This window comes from Flavobacterium sp. Root420, assembly GCF_001427905.1.
GTDB lineage: Bacteria > Bacteroidota > Bacteroidia > Flavobacteriales > Flavobacteriaceae > Flavobacterium.
The window spans coordinates 491,915-513,213 of record NZ_LMEF01000001.1; the positions used below are offsets into that span (position 1 = coordinate 491,915).

Sequence of the window (21,299 nt, forward strand, 5' to 3'; positions counted from 1 at the left end):
AAAATGAATAATTCAATACAAGAGGGAAAATCAATCGCCATTACCAGTTATATTTTGATCATTGGTGTTTTAATTGCGATGTCGATGAACTCTGAAAATAAAAATAGTTTTGCGTCTTTTCATATCCGTCAGGCTTTGGGTTTGTCTTTAACTTTTATTTCCTTCGGAGCCATTATCAGTAACTTTGACAGCTTTATGATTACTTTCCCAATGTGGATCTGTATTTCGATTTTATGGACCTACGGGATTTTCAGTGCGATCCAGGGTCAGACAAGACCAATTCCGTTAGTTGGAAATCTTTTTCAAAAATGGTTTAAATCTATCGGATAGTAAAATTCCAATCTTTTAAATTCCAAATTCCAATATCTTTTTCAAAATTTTAACCTTTGACAAAGTTGATGATTTACAATTCACAACTTACAATTCACAATTAAAAACATGAATCTATCTTTAGAATATAAAATACAGGAACCAAAAGTTATTTTAGATAAAAATCCCGTTTTGATTTTATTACACGGATACGGCAGCAACGAAGCCGATTTGTTCTCATTTGCGACTGAACTTCCTGATAATTATTATATCATTTCAGCAAGAGCACCTTATGATTTACAATATGGAGCATATGCGTGGTATGCGATCAACTTCGATGCTGATCAGAATAAATTTTCAGATAACGAACAAGCCAAAACTTCACGTGATTTAATTGCAAAATTCATTGACGAATTAGTTGTTAATTATCCTATTGATGCTAACAATGTCACTTTGATTGGTTTTAGTCAGGGATCCATTTTAAGTTATTCCATTGCGCTTTCTTACCCAGAAAAAGTTCAAAGAGTAGTGGCCATGAGTGGCTATTTTAATCATGAAATTATTAAAGAAGGTTTCGAGAAAAACGACTTCAAGAACTTAAAGATATTCGCTTCACACGGAACTGTCGATCAGGTAATTCCGGTGGATTGGGCAAGAAAAACACCTGCTGCTTTAGAAAACCTGAATATTCCTATTACTTATAAAGAATATCCTGTTGGGCATGGAGTTGCACCTCAAAATTTCTTTGATTTTAAGAATTGGCTTGTGGGGTAGTTTACAGTTTTCAGTCGCAGTTTACAATCTAAATCCTTTAAAAAAATGAACACTACAAAACTTGATCATCCGGCATTAATCTTAATCGATATTCAAAAAGGGTTTAACGATGTTTCCTATTGGGGCGGTGATCGTAATAATGTAAATGCAGAACAAAAGGCTGGTGAGCTTCTTGAAATTTGGAGAGCTAAAAAACTACCCATTTTCCATATACAACATTGTTCATCTAATCCGAATTCGATTTTAAATGAAACAAATCCGGGTAATGAATTTCAGGATGTTGTAAAACCGATTGAAGGTGAAACCATCATCAAAAAGCACGTAAACAGCGCTTTTATCGGAACAAACTTAAAAGAGTTGCTTGATGATGCAAAAATAAAAAATCTTGTGATTGTAGGCTTAACAACCGATCATTGTGTTTCTACCACTACCAGAATGGCAGGAAACTTTGGTTATACAACCTATTTGGTTTCGGATGCAACAGCAACTTTTAATAAGAAGGGCATAAACGGAGAAGATTTTTCTGCAGAAACAATTCACCAAACTGCTTTAGCAAGTTTGAATGAAGAATTTGCTCAGGTTGTTACTTCTGATTTTATAAAAGAAATAGTTTAATAAATAAAATCCCGGATTTCTAAATTAGCAATTAACTGAAAAAGATTCTGAAAGCTTTATAATAAAAAAGGCGAGAAATATTTTTCTCGCCTTTTTTATGTGTATAGAACTATTGACCTGTATAAATAATTTTATCGCCTCTTTTCAAGACATATCCTTTCCAGGGAATTAGCTGTAGATCATCTTTTACCCAGGAATCTCCTTCGGATTTTCGTTCCAGAATAATAGATTCTTTTTGAGTATCTAAGAATAGTTCGGCTTTATCTCCATCAAAAATGACGTAAGCAACTGTCGTGTAGGTTTTACCGTCTTCAGCATGAGAAAGTTTAGTGCTGTTTTCAAAAATTCGAATACATTTCTTTTTAAGAATTGACCAAGTATAGCCTGCAGAAGCCTTACAGCCATGTTCATCAGAATCTCCACCAACTACAACGGCAGGTTTTGTTTCTTCTTTTACCGTTTTCTTTTCCTCAGAAACTTTTTTAGCACAAGAGAATGATAAACAGATTATAAACGAAAATAAAAATAGCTTCTTCATATGTCCCATTAATTTAAGATTAAAATATCAAGGACATTAAATCCTATTTTTGATATAATAACGTTTGGTTTACTTCAAAATTAATGCTTTCGTCGTCATTAACAAAATATTTTAACAAGACTTCTCCCCAAATTTCTCCATTACTATAATCGGCAATGATCCATCTGTGGTTTAAAATTTTGACTTTATTGATGATAAATTTGTTTGGACCAATTTTATCCTGACCTGTGTAAGGATTCCCTTTTGGATTGGCATTTAGGTCCAATAGTTTTTCGGTAACAATCGGAATCAATTTTTCATATAAAATTACTTTACCTCCAGATGCGCTGTTATCAAAGTAATTCTGAGCATTTTCATTGTGTTCTAAAGAAAAATAATCGGCGTCGGCTAATTTTCCTGACACCGAATTTATACTATCTCTAAGCTTTTTAGTAGTTTTATCATATCGTTCCTGTCCAAATTTTACTTCTCTGCTATAAAACATATAAGTAAAAATATTCATTAGTATCGCAAGGATAAAAAGGTAAAGCATTAAGGATTTTTTCATTTTGTGTAATTATATTTAAATTGTAATTTCTAAATTATCATAAGCCAGGAATACATTTTCCGGAAGTTGTTTTTGTACTTCTTCGTGAAATCCTAAAACATGGCTAATATGCGTTAAATATGCTTTTTCTGGCTTGACCAAATTTATAAAATCAAGTGCTTCCTGCAAATTAAAATGTGTATCGTGAGGTTCAACACGCAAAGCATTCACCACCAAAACTTTCAGGTTTTTTAATTTTTCAATTTCGACCTCTTCAATCGTTTTGACATCAGTCAAATAGGCAAAATCATCAATGCGATACCCAAAAACCTGCAAATCGCCATGCATTACGTTTACCGGAATTGCCGTTTTATCTCCAACAACAAATGGTTCATTATTTACGACTTCGATTGTTTTAACGCTTGGGGCGCCCGGATATTTATTTACGGTTTCAAAAACATATTCAAAACGACGTTTTAGATTGTCGATTACGCGTTCGTGTCCATAAACAGGGATTTCGCCCTGACGGAAATTAAACGGACGAATGTCATCTAAACCAGCCGTATGATCTGCATGTTCGTGCGTAAATAGAATTGCATCGAGTTTTCGACAGCCACACGAAAGCATTTGCTGTCTGAAATCAGGTCCGCAATCGATTACATAGGAGTGCTCATTCCATGTAATCCAAATGGCTACGCGGAGCCTTTTATCCTTAGCATCAGTGCTTTTACAAACGGGATGATCGACCCCGATAATCGGGATACCTTGGGAAGTACCTGTACCTAAAAAATATACCTTCAATTGAACTTATTTTTTTTACAAAAATAGGATTATTTCTCTTTCATTAGAAGCCTAATTTGCTAACTTTGTAACAAATCTATTTAAAATAAAATGGGTACAGAAATAAAACTCAAAGGTGACAAGGTCATCGAACAGATTCCTTCTATAAAAGACAAAGCGTTACGCATTAATTTAAACGAGAATATTTACGGAACATTTGCTGAAATTGGCGCTGGACAAGAGACAGTAAGACATTTTTTCAGATCCGGAGGTTCATCGGGAACTATTGCAAAAGCAATGTCTGCCTATGACAAAGATTTTAGTGACGCCGTTTACGGAATTGAAGGCGACGGTCGCTACGTTACTGAAAACCGACTCAAAAAAATGTTAACCTTTGAAGGTGAACTAATTGAAGAGCGCTTAAGTAGAGAAAAACACCCCAACAAACTTTTCTTTAGTTATGCCAATACGGTTGCTACTATTGATTTTGCCAAACAATTTAAAGGTCACGGCTGGGTTGGAATCCGATACCAAATTGAACCAGACGAAGCTTACAACGAAATTATTCTTCACATTCGTTTTAAAGAAACTGATGCCCGACTACAACAAGAAACACTGGGTATTTTAGGTGTAAACTTAATTTATGGTGCTTTTTACAAATACAATGATCCAAAACGTTTACTACGTTATTTATACGATCACTTAGATAAAGACCAGCTTGAAATCGATACTATTAACTTCTCAGGACCTCGTTTTGCTGATGTTGATAATCGTTTAATGAGTTTACAATTGGTTAAAAACGGAATGACAGATGCCGTAATGTTTAATCCTGACGGGAAAAACGTTTTACCTGCAGCTGTTTTATACAAAAAAAATCTTCTTGCTTTTAGAGGAAGTTTTCGTCCGGTTACGAATGTAAACCTTGATATGTATGAGAAATCATTAAAAATGTTTCTTGATGAAAATAAGGTAGAAAAAGACAATACACTGGTGGTTTTTGAAATTACACTTTCGAATTTACGTTCGGATGGTGAAATTGATGAGCGTGATTTTATGGACAGAGCCGAATTACTTTGTTCATTAGGTCAGACCGTAATGATTTCGAACTTCCAGGAATACTATAAAGTTGTGGAATATTTTGCTAATTATACCAAAGCCAGAATGGGATTAGCAATGGGTGTAAACAATTTAGTTGATATTTTTGATGAGAAATACTACCGTCATTTAAGTGGTGGAATTCTGGAAGCTTTCGGAAAATTATTCTACCGCGATATGAAAGTGTTCTTGTATCCGATGTTGGGTGAAGATGGTGAAATTATTACTTCTGATAATCTGAAAGTACATCCAAGAATGAAAGAATTGTATAAATTCTTTAAATTCAACGGAAAAGTGGTTGATATTGTAGATTACAATCCAGACATATTAAATGTATTCTCACGCGAAGTTTTGAAAATGATCAGTCAGGGAAAAACAGGTTGGGAACCAATGCTTCCATCCGGAGTTGCCGAAATTATAAAGGAACATCACCTTTTTGGATATCATCCGGAAAAGGAATTAGAACAGAATACATAAAAAAAAATCCCAAGAAGAAAATACTTTTCTTCTTGGGATTTTTTTTTGTTTGCTTCGCCAATTCGGCTTTCAGCCTCGGGTCAAGTTTTTTTTGTTTCAGGTTTCAAGTTTTCTCACCAGTGGTTTAACAATCTTAACCTGAAACTAAAGTTTTATTTCAAAATCTGCGAAGCGTGCTCTTTTGTTTTTACTTTTTCGATTACTTCTTCGATAATTCCTTTTTCGTCGATTACGAAAGTGGTTCTGTGAATTCCGTCATATTCTCTTCCCATGAATTTTTTTGGCCCCCAAACACCAAAAGCATTGATCACTGATTTGTCTTCATCTGCTAAAAGTGGAAACGGAAATTCGTATTTGTCCTTGAATTTTGTTTGTGCTTTTTGACTGTCGGCGCTAACCCCGAGAAGTTCATAATTGTTGGCTTTAAAACGCTCAAAATTATCTCTTAAATCGCAAGCTTCAGCCGTACAGCCAGGTGTACTTGCTTTTGGATAAAAGAAAACGACTAATTTTTTTCCGGCATAATCTGCCAATTTATGTGTTTTCCCGTCCTGATCTACTCCTGAGAAATTTGGTGCTTTATCGCCTGCCTTTAATGTTGTCATTTTGATATTTTAGATTGTTGATTTTAGATTTTAGATTTTTTTAGAACATAGAAAAAAGAGCAAAGAGTCAAGATTTGACTTAATATCTACTGATAGATTATAATTCATAACTTATAACTCATAATTTTTTTCCATGCCCCAGAATGCAGTGAAAACCCCGGAATTGTGAAAGCTTACATTTTTTGCATTAAGAAAGCGACCGGAGGAAGCTCTTGTTAATGCTTAAAAATGTTGCTTTAACAATGAGGAGTTGAAACGGAAAGCTGGATTAGGCACATCATTAAAATTATACTATTTTTACGAGATTAAAAATACGGAAATGAATAAAGAAGCCCGCGTACAATTTGTTATAAATACGTTAAAAGAACTCTACCCTACTATACCTGTACCATTAGACCATAAAGATCCTTACACTTTATTAATCGCAGTTTTACTTTCGGCACAATGCACGGATGTACGTGTGAATCAGATTACGCCATTACTTTTTGCAAAGGCTGATAATCCGTATGATATGATTAAAATGTCAGTTGAAGAAATTAAGGAAATTATTCGTCCTTGTGGTTTATCGCCAATGAAATCGAAAGGAATTCATGGTTTATCGCAAATTTTAATTGATAAACATGAAGGAAAGGTTCCGCAAAGTTTTGAAGCGCTTGAAGAATTACCAGCGGTTGGGCATAAAACAGCAAGTGTTGTAATGTCTCAGGCTTTTGGAGTTCCTGCATTTCCGGTTGACACACACATTCATAGATTAATGCACCGATGGAATCTTTCGAACGGTAAAAATGTGGTTCAGACTGAAAAAGATGCTAAAAGATTATTTCCCAGAGAAATATGGAACGATTTACATCTTCAGATTATTTGGTACGGAAGAGAATATTCGCCTGCTCGAGGGTGGAGTTTGGAGAAAGATATTATTACCCGAACGATCGGTAAAAAATCAATTATAGAAGAAGCTGCTAAAAAGAAAATTTAGCAGCTTCTTTATTTTTTACATGCTACTTTTTAGAGCATTGTATTCATTTGTCATGTCAAGGGATCTGTAAATCCCTAAAAGTGATTTTGTTGCATCTGTATTTTTAGGCTCTAAAGCAAGAGCTTTTTTAAGATAAGGAATCGCACTGCGGGCAATATCATCTTTTTTAGCGTTTAACTTATCATATTTCTGCATCTCTCCTGCAGAAGTTCCTAAATTTGCTATTTCATCAGCTATATCTTTTTTTTCCTCTAATTTAAGGTAAGCCATATTGATATAAGCATCGACATAATTAGGGTCAAGCTCTAAAACATAATTGTAAATCACCTCAGCTTTAGCATAATCTTTTTTCTCCAGATAAGAATAAGCTAAATTACTATTAACACTTATTTTTCTCGAAGGAACCGCCTCTGTTCGTGGTTTTTCATAAAGTCCTTGCTGAATAGCTGATTCTCTGGCTTTTGGTGAAACAAAAACATCTTCTTCTTTTGTTTTCTTGTTTGTAGCCATATACAAAACTCCATTTCCTGAAAAATTAATCTTTTTTAAGGTTTCATAATATTTAATTGCCGAGTCATAATCTTTGGCATTTATGGAAGAAGATGCTGCATTATACAAGTTTAATGTATCCTTTTTATCAAACAAATAAACTTTATAGCTTTTCTCTGCACTTTCTTTGAATTTACCGGCATTAAAATCGGCCACTGCACCATTAACAAGACTTGATTTCATTTCTTTTAATGCCGCATTCGCTTTAACGGTAAATTTGAATTTTCCTGATTCATTTTCATATAAAAACACATCCTGATAGGCCTGAGAGGCTAATGTGAAATTATTAGCTGCATCAATATTTTTTACAGCCAAATCTTTTAAAACATTTCCTTTTAAAAAATAAAAATCTGATTTACTTTCATCAGATGCATTAAGGATCATATATTCTGTTTTATTTAAAATAGCCAACGCTTCCTGGCTTTTTCCCTTGTCGTACAAAGACTGAGCGTCTTTGATCTGGTCTTGTTGAGCAAATGCTCCGATGGTTATCAATAGAAAAAATGATACTATCTGTAGGTTCTTCTTCATTTGGGCTTGATTTGGTTGTTAAATACACTTGGGTTCTTAAAGCGATTTTTTTAATTAAAGAATACATTTTTAGGTGAAATGAAATTCTAAAAAATCACTTATTGCATTAATGCTTTTCATAAAAACATTTAAAAACGCACAACAAACAAACAAAATAAGTCAGTGTAATTTTTCTTCATAGATTATTGGTATTTTGGTTAAACATTATTTCCTTCACATCATTAATTATCTAATCTTTTAATTGTTTTAATAAGAAAAACTTCCTTAATCGGTAATTTTCCCGCATTTAAAGCAACTTTTTTAACTAAAATAAAACTAAATACCGAATAAACAAATAAATTTTAACCTAAATATAACATTTTAACTAAACCACGAGAAAAATCAGACAAAAACGTGCTCAATTAAAATTTACAAACAAAAAAAACGTATTAATAATCTTACTTTAATATTTAGATGAATAAAAAAACTCACTATCTGTATTTTCTACAAATAGTGAGTTTTCACACCAAAATAAATTTGGTTTAGAATAAACATCCGACTGAGATAGTGGGCTGTTTAATTAGCTATAATCTCAAAACTTTTATCATTAACTTTCACAACTGTTAGTGCTTGTGAATAGTTTAGCAAGAAAGAAACAACTTCTTTCTTAGGTTTTAGATTTTTAGAAGCTAATTCCTTCTTAGAGTAAATTTTCGCCATACTATAAATATGTTTATATAAAGTATAACGAGCTAATTTTCAAAATAGTATTAGTTGGTTAAAATAATTTGATGTTTATCAATTATTTTTCTCAAATTCATTAAGGCGTAACGCATTCTTCCTAGTGCTGTATTGATGCTAACATCCGTTAGTTCAGAGATTTCCTTGAAACTCATATCCTGATACATACGCATTACCAATACTTCTTTTTGATCTTCAGGAAGCTCTTCAATCAATCTTTTCAAGTCAACTTCGACCTGATCTACGATCATTTTAGCTTCAATAGTCAAGGAATCGTCAGACATAACAGAAAAAATAGAAAACTCTTCTGTTTCTCTATACATCGGCATTTTTTTGGTTTTACGAAAATGGTCTACAATTAAATTGTGAGAAATACGCATAACCCAAGGCAAAAATTTACCTTCTTCATTATATGAATTACTTTTTAAGGTTTTGATTACCTTAATAAAAGTATCTTGAAAAATATCATTTGAAATATCTCTATCAGCAATCTTTGAATATATGAATCCATATATTTTAGACTCATGTCTTTTAATTAGTATCGAAAGAGCAGTTTCATTGCCTTCGATATAATTTTTTACTAATAGAGCGTCTGGAATATGCAGATCTGCCATAATACTACTTTTTTAGTTTTTATAATTTGGAGTAATTTTTCTAAAAAGTAATTTTATTGTATAGGCGTATCTTTTTTTGTTTATGTTAATATCGTGACCAAATTTAACAAATTATTATTTTAAAAAGCAAATAAAAACGAGAATAATTAATAGAAAAAGATCAAAAAATATTAATAATAATTAAACTTAATCGATAAACTGCGTTAAAACATCAAATTTAAAAAATTTTAAGGATAAAAAAAATAGACATAAATAACTTACAACTAAACACTTAAGACACTTATATCTATTTTTTTTACTTTAATTTATTATTGGTATACACGTACATAATCTACATAATATTTTTGCGGTAACACCTTGTCATCTACTTCAGGGCCACCAAAATTCCCTCCAATCGCTAAATTTACAATTATGTAAAAAGGCTTATCAAAAGGCCATGTATCTTCATTTTTCATGGGAGGATTAAAAGTATAAACTAAAGTTTTATCTACAAAAAAATCAATTTTATCTTTCGTCCATTCAATTGCGTAAACATGATATCCTTCTTCAATATTAGGAAAAGCAGTTCTTTTTGTGTTGATTGTATTTCCGTGGCTGTCTTGTGTATGCAAAGTTGTGTACACCATGCCCGGATCTCTTCCAATGTATTCCAGTATATCTATTTCACCGGTTTTTGGCCAATGAACTTCATCTATATTAGCACCTAACATCCAGAACGCCGGCCACAAACCGTGTCCAACTGGTAATTTTGCTCTGGCTTCGATTCGGCCATACAAGAATTCTTTTTTGCCTTTTGTTGTAATTTTGGTCGAAGTGTATTTGTTTTCTTCTTTTTTGGCTTCAATAACAAAATTTCCATCTTTAAATTCGTGGTTTGTTTTGGTATAAATTTGTCTTTCATTATTTCCGAAACCACAAAGATTAGGACAACCATCACCAACTTCAAAATTCCAGTCTTTTTCGTTTAGTTTTTTATTGTTGAAATTTTCTTCCCAAACCAGTTTCCTTTTTACTTCTTGTGCGAAACAAAAACTGCTAATTAATAGCAATACCATTATTTTTTTCATAGTAGCATTTTAAATTTACAAAAATTAAGAAGGTCAGCCTAAAACTGACCTTCTCATTTCATTATTACTAATTAATCTATAATCTATTGATATACTCTTACATAATCAATCTCCATAGAAGACTGCGTGAAAGCCGCATCAATATTACCTCCCAAATTACCTCCCATTGCAACATTTAGAATTAAGAAAAAGTCACTATTAAAAGGCAAAGAGCCATCATTAGGAACAGAATGAATCTGAACATCGTCTACAAATGTTGTAACTGATGCCGCACTCCAAACCGCTTTATAAACATGAAATTCGGTTGAAACATTTGGTATTGTTTTAGATCCTGTATTTCCGCTTCCTCCATAGTGTCCCGGATAATGAAGCGTACTCAGAATTACATTTTGATTATTCCCTACATGCTCCATTATATCAATTTCTCCACACGCTGGCCATGGTTTCGTAGCATAATTTTGACCCAGCATCCAGATTGCCGGCCAGGTTCCCGCGCCGATTGGAAGTTTAGCCTTAACCTCAACTTTTCCGTAAGTAAAGGCAAATTTAGCATCTGTTTTTAATCTTGCAGAAGAATAATCAGCTCCGCCTGAAGCTTCTTTTTTAGCTGTTATTTTCAAACTTCCGCCTTGTACAATTACGTTTGTAGCCGAGTTGGTGTAATTCTGTTTTTCATTATTTCCCCAACCGTTATCACCTTTACCTAAATCGTAATTCCATTTTGTAGCATCAGGTGCTCCGTCAGTATTAAATTCATCTGACCACACTAGTTTTGTAAAATCTGCCGGTGGAGCCTGGGTAGGTTTTGTAGTGGTAAAAATATGATACCAGGCCAATGCCGGATTTCCACCCATAACTGCTCTCACTACCATTCTATTCGCTGTAATCGATAGAATCTCGTAGGAGCTCTGCCCAATATAATACCCCATAAATCCGTTATCAGAGAAATTCATTGTCGTTCCTCTGGTTTGGGTTGCGTGATTTGGGTTTGACATCACAACAGATTCTGAAGGGCTCAATGAAACTGATTTTTTACCAGCCGTATTGTAGGATAAACAAGAATCGTCCGGTCCGCTTCCTCCGGCCACACTTGCAAAAGCAGCATTAAAGAAAGTCGATCCTCCATTATTTAATTCAAATTTCAGCTGTTCACCTTCAAGAGAGAAAGTTAATACGTTCTCGTATAAACAACTACTGCTTGGTGATCCTGCTTTTTCAAAAGCACCTGCCATATAATAGTTTGCATAATAGTTTTTGGTTGCATCTCCATCATTTTGTCCAACACCTAAATGTCCGGGCTCAGACGCCGACCAATACCATTTTTTAGAAGTTCCGGCTGTTAAAAACTGAACCGCTTCATCATCGCTGAAATTACTTAACACCTCAACATCAATTGTGGTATTTGTTGCAATACCTCCTTTTCCTGAAGCAATAACCGTCACCGTATATTTATTTAATCCTGTTTTGGTAAAACGTTTTGTAAAAACACCACTTGGTGCATTTTCTGTAGTACCATCAGTGAACACATATTTGTATGAAATAGCGTTATCTGCAGTTGCAGTAAGTTTTACCATTCCGGATCCATCTCCGTTGGGAGCAGCGGTTGTTTTTCCAACAATTTCAGCTTTAACCTGTAAATTTGTTGGTGCAGACAAATCACCAAAAGCGTAATCATCTTTTTGGCAACTTATCACTAACAGCAGTGCGAAAAGTAATACGAAGTATTTATTATATTTTTTCATTTTGTTATTTTTTATAAAATGTAAATTCATTTTAATCTCTTTAAAAAGTGCTTATTTTATTTATGGAAATAAACATTATCTATATAAATAGTATGTGTTCCGCTAGGATTTCCTGAATAAATAAGCTGTGCAATATGAGCTCTGGTTGTTAATCCTGTAAAATCTGTTAAAGGAATATCTAAACTCACCCAAGATCCTTTTGCAGGAGCCGTAATTTTAATTTCGTGTTCTTTATCATCTCCGCCTCCATTGTACACTCCATTAGCACCAAAATCAACTAATTTTATTCTGAATTCTGTAAAATCAGCTGACCATACATCAACATGGAAATGTGTCATCGCAGAAGCATCAATTGTTGCAGTTGGCTCGATACCCACAAAATTCAAATCGGAATATTTTTTCACTGCATTTCCTGCTACAGCTGTTTCTTCTAAAGTTGCCGCTGACCAATCTGTGCGCCATGTTGCAATTGGCACATTTGAATAAGCGTCGCTAAACATTGAGATCACATCTGCCGCCGCTTTTGTTGGCGTTGGTGCTGCAACATTTAATGCTTCTCCATTTTTATAGAAATAAATATTATCGATAAAAACGTTTTTGCCTGCAGGAGTTCCAACTAATTTCAATTGGAAAATATCAGCTACTTTAAAGTTTGTCTGACTCGTAAATGCTGAAATCGGAATATCAATACTTGTCCATTGGTTTGCAATCAGATCTTTTGTAACTGGTCTTTCGCCATTCGTTTTACTGATTAGAGAAGTTTCTAATTTTTCTAAATCGGCTGTCCAAACATCAAGATGAATATAATCCATGCCTGAAACATCAACCGTTACATTATCTGCCAATGCAATTCCCTGATAATTTAAATTAGTATAATTCAGCATTTTATCGCCATTCAAATCAAATTCTGAATAACCTCCTGATTGGCCCCAATTTGGATAGAAATTAGTTCCGGCCACATTTGTATATTTTGAACTATAAATAGAAATCACGTTTCCGGCTGGTCTGTTAGGCGGAGTTGTCGCTGAAGTCGTCGGATTAAGTACAAGCTTAGCCGCAAATTGCTCCGTATATTCCGTTGTTTTAATTGCAGCACTTTTTGAAACTACACGAATTGTATAAGTTCCTGCTTCTTTATAAATATAAGAAACCGATTCTCCATTATTTGCCGAAACAGGTTCTGGTTTTCCCGTTTCTCCAAAATAAACATCATAAAACAAAGCAAAATCTGCTGTTGCTTTTACAGTAACTTTTTTAGAAACTGATATATCATTTGTTATAACCGCTTTTAAATTTTCAGGAGCTCTAAAAGAAACTACAACCTGCTGGGTCACTTCGGTTGTTTTTCCTGAAATTCCCATTGCGATGATTTTAGACTGATAAACACCTTCTTTGTAAGTATGAGTTGTTGTTCCACCCGTTCCAAAATAAGCAGACTCCTGAGATCCGTCACCGTAATTAATTTTATATTGTGTAACGCCTTCGCCTTTAGGCACAAAAGTAACTTTACCTGAATTGTCCTGTGTTACAGTGGTCAAAGCAGATATATTGGCCGGCGCACTTATACCGTCTAAATCAATATTGCTGCTTTCATCGCTTGAACAACCTAGAAATATTGTTAAAACGAAAAGACTTATAATTAAATGTAATTTTTTCATAATAGTGTTTTTTTAATATCCAGGGTTTTGTTGCCAGTTTCCGTTTGCAAATTGGATTTCTTCAATTGGAAGTGGAAATAATTCGTTTTTATTTGCTGTAAAACCCGGAATTTTTCCAACTGCTTTTCCTGTTCTTACTAAATCAAAGAAACGGTGTCCTTCTCCAAAAAGTTCTACTCTTCTTTCTGCCAAAATAAAATCAGTCAAGGCTGCACCTGAAACTGAAACATCATGATTGTTGTCTCCAAAAGCACGTCTTCTTACCTGATTCAGATATTCTCTTGCTTTTGCATCATTATTACCAGCTCGATTGTATGCTTCCGCAGCCATTAATAAAACGTCAGCATAACGGATTGCTCTGTAATTGTTCGGATTTGTAAGGTTCAAATCTCCAGCCGCATTAGCGCTTCTTTTTCTTGGAAGGTATTTTCTGTTGAAATAACCTGTGTCTTCATTTCCTTTTCCGAAGCTCACGCCTTTACCTCCATCAAATGAAGCATTTGCTGCAGCCCAGGCCACAATATCCAATATGGCAACATCTTTACGTCTATCACCTACTTCAAAAGCATCGGCACTTTCTTTGGTCGGAATATTAAAACTAAACCCAGAAGAAAACAATGGTCCTGAATAGTTACGAATACCACTAAAACCAACAGCAACGTTTCCTTCACTACATTGTAAACAGGTAAAACCAGCACCTTCAACATCTGTGTATTGTACTTCAAAAACAGATTCTGTTCCGTTTTCTCCATCTAATTCAAACATGGCATTATAATCTGTCTGCAACGAATATTTTCCAGAAGTAATTACAGCATCCAAAACTGTTGCAGCTTGTGCAAATTTATTTTGATATAAATACGCTTTTCCTAATAATGCCTGTGCTGCCCCTTTTGTCACTCTTCCTTTTTGAGATGGCGTTAGAGATAAATTAGCTGCAGCAAAAATTAAATCGGCTTCGATAGAAGCATATACTTCCTGAGCGGACGATCTTGCTACTGTTTTTTCATCTCCAACTTTAAATCTGACATCTCCTTTCATCGGGATTCCACCAAACCATTTCACTAACTCAAACTGGTAATATGCTCTTAGAAAACGTGTTTCTGCAATTAGCTGGTTTTTTCCCTCAAAATCTGTTTTATCTTTAAATTCAAGAATATAGTTGGCTCTTTGAACTCCTGCAAACATCCAATTCCAGATATCTCTTAAATTGCTGTTTACCGGTGTGTGAATCATATCGTCTATTTGCTGAAAACCAATTACGTCTGTAGGGCTTTCTCCTCCACATAAAGTATTGTCTGAAGCAATTTCTCCCAACAAAACATTTACATATGAAGATTGCAGCAAATCATAAGTAGCAACTAAGGCATCATCATAGTCTTCTTTTGAATTGAAATAATTTTCAGAATCTATAGAATACTTCGGTTTTGGACTTACAAATTCATCTGAACAAGAAATACTTATTGTTGAGAACAGTGTAAGTGTTATAATGGTTGTGATTAAATATTTTTTCATTTTTATTGAAATTAAAAATTAATGTTTAAACCCAATAAATAGGTTCTTGGAACTGGATAAAACCCATAGTCAATTCCGGCACCAATTGGTGATTGAGAAACGCCATCCTGATTTGTAGGTCCTGCTGAAGAGCCCGGATCAAAGCCTTTATATTTGGTAAATGTGTATAGATTATTTACTCCTGCATAAAGTCTTAGTTTAGTAATTCCTGCTTTTTGACTTACATTGGGGTTAAGTGTATATCCCAATTGTATGTTTTGAATTCTGAAATATGAAGCATCTTCTACAAAATAATCTGAAAGTACGTTGTTTGCCGTTGCTCCTGTAGTTACACGAGGTACAGTAGTACTTGTTCCATCGCCTGTCCATCTGTCTAAAACATAATCTAAGCGATTGGCATCAGAAAGTACTCTTTCGTAATTACGCACCATATCATTTCCTACTGAAGCAAAACTGTAAAGTGCAAAATCAAGATTTTTATAATTTAACTGAAAATTGAATCCCATTGTAGCTTCAGGAATCGGATCTCCGATATTGGTTTTATCTTTGGTATCAATTACACCATCTCCATTTAAATCTACATAACGAATATCGCCGGGTGCAGCATTTGCCCCTAAAGCTAATTGTGATGGATGAGCATCAACTTCTGCCTGATTCTGAAATAATCCATCTGTTTTGTAACCGTAAAAATAGCCTATTGGTTTTCCGGCTTCCATACGTGAAGCCGCTGGTTGCCCTACCCCAAAACCGCCTTGTTCAATAATTCCGGTTCCATTGTTTACTTCTAACACTTCATTTTTAATAAAGGTTATATTATAACCTACACTCATGCTAAAAGAATCTGAAAACTTCTCCTTGTAATCAATCGCAAATTCAAAACCTGAATTTCTAACCGAACCTGCATTTAATGTGGGAGCACTTGCGCCCGGAGCACCAATTCCTATAATTCCTGAAACCGGAATATTGGGTATCAAAAGATCATTTCTGGTATCTATAAAATAATCGGCTACTACAGACACTTTATCATTGAATAATCTTAAATCTAAACCAACATCAAACTTCTTAGCTTCTTCCCATTTCAAATCAGGATTAGGGATTTGTCCTGTTGCTTTTCCGCTTGTTAAATTACCATCAAATACATAAGTAGCTTCTCCCGTTAAGAGTGACAAGTAACCATTGTTAGGAATTTGATCATTTCCTAAAGTACCATAACTGGCTCTGAATTTTAAGAAGTTTACTGTTTTAGATTCTCCGAAGAAACCTTCGTCAGAAACTACCCATCCAGCAGTAAATGATGGAAAATATCCTACTTTATTTCCCGGACCAAATTTTGTAGAGGAATCACGTCTGATCATTGCTGATAAAAGATACTTTCCTTTATAATCGTATTGGGCTCTTCCAAAATAAGAAAGCCTTCTTTGGTCGTAAACATAACCACCGGTATTTAATGCCGTTGGTAATCCTCTGGTTAAGGAAAGATCTGCATATTCCCATGAATTATTAGGTACATCAAATCCTGTTGCATTAGCTGAATTTCCCCATGTTTTAAAAATAGTATTTCCTAATGTAGCAGTGATATTATGGTTCTCTGCTATTTTTGCGGTATACGTTCCGTAAATATCAAACGAATAATCATTGTCATTTGTGGCAGTTTGTGTTACAGAACTTCTTTGTACATCAAAAACTTTTCCGCCATAACTGATTTGTTTTCCAAAAGTTTTCCCTTCGCTGTTTGAAGTATTAAATCCTATAGAACTTGATAAAACAAATCCTTTGAAAATTTTATAATCAAAACCAAAATTACCATTCAGTTTTTTAAAATTATAATCGTTGTAAGTGTTCGCGAGCTGTGCTAACGGATTTATAATTTCTGTTCCCAATCCTGTTGTGCTTGGCACCAAAGTAAAATCGCCATTTGCATCATACGGAGCAATAGTTGCCGGTACGTTTAAGGCATTAAATAATACAGATCCTAATCCGTTTTCGTTGATTGATTTTCTATTAAAATAAGTATAAATTACATTTGTTTTTATTTTGAATTTATCACTTAGATCAGCACCTAAAGCGATTCTGGCTGTATTTCTTAAAAAGCCTGATTTATCCTGACCCACGATACCTTCCTGATCCAAATGCGAACCACTTATAGCATAGGTAATCTTTTCAGATCCTCCGGAGATTGTTAAATCAGTATTTAAAATTGGAACGCCTGTACCCAAAACTTCTTTTTGCCAATCAGTTCCTTTTCCTAAACCACTTACGTTTGGATAAGGAAGTGCTTTTCCGCCATTTGCATAACTTTCATTTAATAATAAAGCATATTCAGTAGCGTTCAACATTGGTAATTTTCTTGAAGCTTCCTGAAATCCTGAATAACTATTAAGAGAGATTTTTGTTTTTGAATTTTTCTTTCCCATTTTAGTGGTAATCAAAATGATTCCGTTTGCACCAATTGTTCCGTAAATGGCAGCTTGGGCATCTTTTAAAACAGTAATCGTTTCAATATCATTTGGATTTAATAAACTTAGGTCTCCTACATAACCATCAATAATAGCTTGAGGACCATTTTCTCCATTGGTTGCGATACCACGAATACGAATATCCAGTTTTGCACCCGGCGCTCCGGATTGTGTAGTCACATTTACTCCGGAAACAGTTCCCTGCAAAGCTTGTTCTACTTTAATAGGTTTTAAAATGTCAAGCGTTTTGCTGTCAACTACCGAAACTGCTCCGGTTACTTCTCTTTTCTTTTGAGTTCCATAACCAATCACAACGACTTCATCAAGAGATCTCGCATCGTCGCTCATTTTAACTGTTATGTTAGTTCCGGAAACGGCAACTTCCTGCGTTTTAAAACCGATATAACTGAAAACAATTAGAGTCCCTTTTGGAACTCCTAATAATTTAAAAGAGCCATCAAAGTCTGTGGTTGTACTTTGTGAAGAACTTTTAACTTTTACATTCACGCCCGGCAGTGATAATCCCGAGCCATCTAGTACAGTTCCGCTAACATCAAAAGTCTGCGAAAATGCAAAAGATGTAAACAGTAATAGTACGGTTAGTAATAATTTTGATTTCATAATTAGTTAGTTTTTATTGAAAGCTAAATTTATCCGATCCAATTAGGAAAACGCTAAAATTAACCTCAACAAAAAACATACATCATAAAAAAACAATACGTTAATTCAATATATCTTAAAATACAGCTTGATTTAACTATAAATTCAGAATGTTAATTTTTTTAACAAAAACATTACAAAAGCTCAATAAAACGTTAATGTTGAGGTAATGTATAGTTTTTTGAAGTCATTTTAGGATTCCCTATACAGCCATAATATATTCGACTAAACCGATTTCGTGCTGCAAATCCATTTTTTTACGTAAACGATATCTTTTTATCTCAACGCTTCGAACCGAAATATTGAATAAAGGAGCGATTTCTTTAGAAGAAAGATTTAATCGTAAATACGCACAAAGACGCAAATCGTTTGGAGTAAGTAAAGGATGTAATTGTTTGATTCTTTTTAAGAAATCTTTATCTGCGTTGTCAAAAGCTTCTTTAAAAACATTCCAGGAATCTTCTTCAGTAATATTTTTATTAATCGTACTAATTACAGATTTGATATTATTACTATCATTTTGATTCGTTTTCTTCAAGTCTTCTTTTATAAAAGCCAATAATTCATTTTTGCTATTCAAACTCATGGTTGAAACTGCCAATTCACGATTTTTTGTATCAACATCCTGAGAAAGCTGTTCGTTTCTAAGCTTCATTAATTGACGTTCATTTTCTAATTCTTTTATTTCAAGCAAAAGATTATTCTCTTCAATTAATTTCTCTTTTTGTTTGTGATAATAATTTCTGTAAGCTTTATTGATAAAATAGGCCATTATTAGCATCAGTAAAAAATAAATAAACCATGCCAAATTGGTCAAATACCAAGGCTTTAAAATTACAAATGTATAGGTAGCTGTATTTTGTAAAATCGTATTGGCGTAGCGCGCCCTTACTTTAAAGGTATATTTTCCGGGAGATAAATTTTTAAAATTCACAGTGGCTTTGGTACTCCACTCGCTCCAGTTATCTTGAAATCCCTCTAATAAATATTGATATTCAGAATTGATGTACTTGTTGTATTCGGGAACGGTATAATTTAAAGTGATATTATTTTCATTTGAATGAAAACTTCCCTCTTTTTGAATTTCAACATTATTCAGCGTTTCATTTTGCTTGTTAATTGCAACATCAGTAATGAAAACAGTGTAATTTTTAAAACTTAAATCATCAATATTTAAGGTGTAATAACCATCAGTTGTGCCAATTAAGTATGTCGATTTTGAAATTTGGGTAATATTCTCATAACCCAGCATCGAATTGGTTAAGGAAGATGGAATCGGAATTACATTTTGCTTTAATTGATTGCTTAGTTTACCTGCCGAGAAATAATGAATATAATTTTTGGAGAATAACCAGATTTTATTCGAATTGTCGACAATTAATTTACCTGAAGTATATTCATCTTTCTCGAAAATAGAACTCAGTAAATTATCTTTTTCGAAGAGTTTCGTTTTTGGATTTAACTTAAAAATCCCCCCTTTATAAGCATAATAAATCTGATTATTGAATTTAGTCAAACTTGCATTATTTCCTTTCTGCGGAGATTTATACGTATAAAACCCGTGTGTTTTTAATAACGATTTATCTAATTTCAGCCTAAAAATTCCTTTATATTCATGGCTTACATAAACATCTAAATTGTTTGTAATTTCAAAATATCTTGAAGAATAATCAAAACCTTTGATCTTATTTTTGAAAACCCATTGATTGTTTATTTTTTCGAGAACCGATATTCCGTAATAATTCCCCTGAAGCAATTGATTTTTAGTATTCGGAACAGGTTCAAACTTCCAGGTTCCTGAAGAAGGAAATATATTTCTCGCCGAATCATTTGTGACAATAAAAGTTCCCGAATCATGTCCACAAAAAAGGGTATTATCATATACAAAAAGTGACCAAACCTGCCCTTTTGTACCATTTATAAATTTAAACTCTCCATTATTTTGGTTAGGTTTACAAAACAATCCCTGATTTGTTCCAACATACAGTCTTCCATTAAAATTTGCAGATGCATAAACGGTTCCCAAAACTCCGGAATCATCTGTAAAACTGTGGACTGGTGAATTAATATTAATACAATTGATTCCGTTATCCAATCCGGCCCATAAATTTTGATCTTTATCTTCAAAAAGCGATAAGGCGGTATTATTACTCAAACCTTTACTTTGAGTAATATGGTATTTTAGTTTTCCTTTATCTGATAAAATAAAAATTCCGTTAGAAACCGTTCCCAAAGCAAAACTTCCGTCCTGTAGCAACTGACTGCTATAGACGAAACTGGACTTTAATTCGGCGTCAACATCTGTTGCAAATCGGGTTAAAGTATTCCCAACTAATTTATAAATACCATCCAATTGTGTTTGAATCAGCAAGCCATCATCTGTTGTAAAAACATTCACAATAGTAAATTTCTTGAGAAATGGATCATCTGAAACTAATTTTGCTTTTCCGCTTTCAATTTCAAAAAGCCCTTCTTTTATGGTTTGAAAATAGATGGCGTTTTTTGGTGCAAATGATTTTATAACACCATTCTTCGGTCCAATAATTTTAAACTTTCCTGTTTTAGTATCGTAAATATAAATTCGGTTTAAAGATTGAAACAAAATCCACTGATCGTATTTCAGGATATTCCAAAACTGCTCGTCGTCTAATATTTTACTTTTGATCGAGTCGCTAAGCGAAGTATATTTTAGTTTGCCATTAGTTTGCCTGGTCCAGAAACCAAAACTCATATAAGAACCCGTATAAATTTTGTTCCCAATTACTTTTGCCGAACGAATAATCGTTTCATTTGGAGCCTTATATAATTGCCAGGTTGTTCCATTATATTCTAAAAGACCATCATTATTGGCAAAATATAAATAGTTCTGATCATCCTGGGAAATCATCCAACTTTGGTTTCCGGCGCCATATACAGCAGAAGAATATTTTACGATTGGCGGAAACTCCTGTGAAAACAGGAAAAAACTCACCAAAAAGAATAGAGCAGATAGTTTTGTTTTCAAAATTACGATTGGTATTGATTATTATAAAAACAGTTCTAAAATAGCTTATTTTGTATTGAAAATACAAGTATTTAGTGAATAAGATTTAGTA

At 33.7% G+C, this 21,299-nt stretch carries 18 protein-coding genes; 5 read left to right on the forward strand and 13 right to left on the reverse strand.

Going from position 1 to position 21,299, the window contains the following annotated elements; all coding sequences use genetic code 11:
• The first annotated feature begins 3 nt into the window (after window positions 1–3).
• The 3 genes from ASC72_RS02235 (at window position 4) to ASC72_RS02245 (ending at window position 1,698) form a co-directional block, all read left to right on the forward strand.
• Window positions 4–330: a hypothetical protein gene (locus ASC72_RS02235; protein WP_056186039.1), complete on the forward strand. Its 327-nt coding sequence runs from the start codon at window positions 4–6 to the stop codon at window positions 328–330.
• Between the two features lie 108 nt (window positions 331–438).
• Window positions 439–1,083: an alpha/beta hydrolase gene (locus tag ASC72_RS02240; protein WP_056186042.1), complete on the forward strand. Its 645-nt coding sequence runs from the start codon at window positions 439–441 to the stop codon at window positions 1,081–1,083.
• A gap of 45 nt (window positions 1,084–1,128) precedes the next feature.
• The gene (locus ASC72_RS02245; RefSeq protein ID WP_056186047.1) at window positions 1,129–1,698 is read left to right on the forward strand and encodes a cysteine hydrolase family protein; all 570 of its coding nucleotides are present in this window, start codon (window positions 1,129–1,131) and stop codon (window positions 1,696–1,698) included.
• Window positions 1,699–1,807: 109 nt separating this feature from the next.
• Here the strand turns inward: ASC72_RS02245 and ASC72_RS02250 are convergent, their stop codons facing one another.
• The 3 genes from ASC72_RS02250 to ASC72_RS02260 are packed head-to-tail and all read right to left on the reverse strand — an operon-like array spanning window position 1,808 to window position 3,563.
• Window positions 1,808–2,236, reverse strand: a complete 429-nt coding sequence (locus ASC72_RS02250; protein WP_056186049.1) for a hypothetical protein — start codon at window positions 2,234–2,236, stop codon at window positions 1,808–1,810.
• Between the two features lie 43 nt (window positions 2,237–2,279).
• Window positions 2,280–2,783, reverse strand: a complete 504-nt coding sequence (locus ASC72_RS02255; RefSeq protein WP_056186052.1) for a hypothetical protein — start codon at window positions 2,781–2,783, stop codon at window positions 2,280–2,282.
• 15 nt (window positions 2,784–2,798) lie between these two features.
• On the reverse strand, window positions 2,799–3,563 hold the full coding sequence (locus ASC72_RS02260) for an MBL fold metallo-hydrolase (RefSeq protein ID WP_056186055.1): 765 nt from the start codon (window positions 3,561–3,563) through the stop codon (window positions 2,799–2,801).
• A 90-nt stretch (window positions 3,564–3,653) separates the two neighbouring features.
• Here ASC72_RS02260 and ASC72_RS02265 point away from each other — a divergent pair, with 90 nt between their 5' ends.
• A complete protein-coding gene (locus ASC72_RS02265) occupies window positions 3,654–5,114 on the forward strand; it encodes a TonB-dependent receptor (RefSeq protein ID WP_056186058.1) in 1,461 nt (486 codons plus the stop codon).
• 152 nt (window positions 5,115–5,266) lie between these two features.
• Here ASC72_RS02265 and bcp read toward each other — a convergent pair whose 3' ends face one another.
• A complete protein-coding gene (gene bcp, locus ASC72_RS02270; protein ID WP_056186061.1) occupies window positions 5,267–5,719 on the reverse strand; it encodes a thioredoxin-dependent thiol peroxidase in 453 nt (150 codons plus the stop codon).
• 319 nt (window positions 5,720–6,038) lie between these two features.
• Here bcp and nth point away from each other — a divergent pair, with 319 nt between their 5' ends.
• Window positions 6,039–6,695, forward strand: coding sequence for an endonuclease III (nth, locus tag ASC72_RS02275; protein WP_056186065.1), 657 nt, complete (start codon window positions 6,039–6,041; stop codon window positions 6,693–6,695).
• Window positions 6,696–6,710: 15 nt separating this feature from the next.
• Here nth and ASC72_RS02280 read toward each other — a convergent pair whose 3' ends face one another.
• From ASC72_RS02280 to ASC72_RS02315, 9 genes are all read right to left on the reverse strand, one after another.
• Window positions 6,711–7,775, reverse strand: coding sequence for a hypothetical protein (locus ASC72_RS02280; RefSeq protein WP_056186068.1), 1,065 nt, complete (start codon window positions 7,773–7,775; stop codon window positions 6,711–6,713).
• Window positions 7,776–8,330: 555 nt separating this feature from the next.
• Window positions 8,331–8,474 (reverse strand): hypothetical protein, encoded by a 144-nt coding sequence (locus tag ASC72_RS24195; RefSeq protein ID WP_198528475.1) that lies wholly within the window; start codon window positions 8,472–8,474, stop codon window positions 8,331–8,333.
• A 50-nt stretch (window positions 8,475–8,524) separates the two neighbouring features.
• Window positions 8,525–9,109 (reverse strand): RNA polymerase sigma factor, encoded by a 585-nt coding sequence (locus tag ASC72_RS02285; protein WP_056186071.1) that lies wholly within the window; start codon window positions 9,107–9,109, stop codon window positions 8,525–8,527.
• A gap of 308 nt (window positions 9,110–9,417) precedes the next feature.
• Complete coding sequence (locus tag ASC72_RS02290; RefSeq protein WP_056186074.1) at window positions 9,418–10,176, reverse strand: family 16 glycosylhydrolase; 759 nt, start codon at window positions 10,174–10,176, stop codon at window positions 9,418–9,420.
• Window positions 10,177–10,259: 83 nt separating this feature from the next.
• Window positions 10,260–11,918 carry a family 16 glycosylhydrolase gene (locus ASC72_RS02295; RefSeq protein ID WP_056186870.1) on the reverse strand — a complete coding sequence of 553 codons (1,659 nt, stop codon included), beginning with the start codon at window positions 11,916–11,918 and terminating at the stop codon, window positions 10,260–10,262.
• A 56-nt stretch (window positions 11,919–11,974) separates the two neighbouring features.
• On the reverse strand, window positions 11,975–13,576 hold the full coding sequence (locus ASC72_RS02300; protein WP_082564219.1) for a hypothetical protein: 1,602 nt from the start codon (window positions 13,574–13,576) through the stop codon (window positions 11,975–11,977).
• A 12-nt stretch (window positions 13,577–13,588) separates the two neighbouring features.
• Window positions 13,589–15,088, reverse strand: a complete 1,500-nt coding sequence (locus ASC72_RS02305; RefSeq protein WP_056186079.1) for a RagB/SusD family nutrient uptake outer membrane protein — start codon at window positions 15,086–15,088, stop codon at window positions 13,589–13,591.
• Window positions 15,089–15,099: 11 nt separating this feature from the next.
• Window positions 15,100–18,165 carry a TonB-dependent receptor gene (locus ASC72_RS02310; RefSeq protein WP_056186083.1) on the reverse strand — a complete coding sequence of 1,022 codons (3,066 nt, stop codon included), beginning with the start codon at window positions 18,163–18,165 and terminating at the stop codon, window positions 15,100–15,102.
• A 241-nt stretch (window positions 18,166–18,406) separates the two neighbouring features.
• Window positions 18,407–21,208 carry a triple tyrosine motif-containing protein gene (locus ASC72_RS02315; RefSeq protein ID WP_056186086.1) on the reverse strand — a complete coding sequence of 934 codons (2,802 nt, stop codon included), beginning with the start codon at window positions 21,206–21,208 and terminating at the stop codon, window positions 18,407–18,409.
• Between the last annotated feature and the right edge of the window lie 91 nt (window positions 21,209–21,299).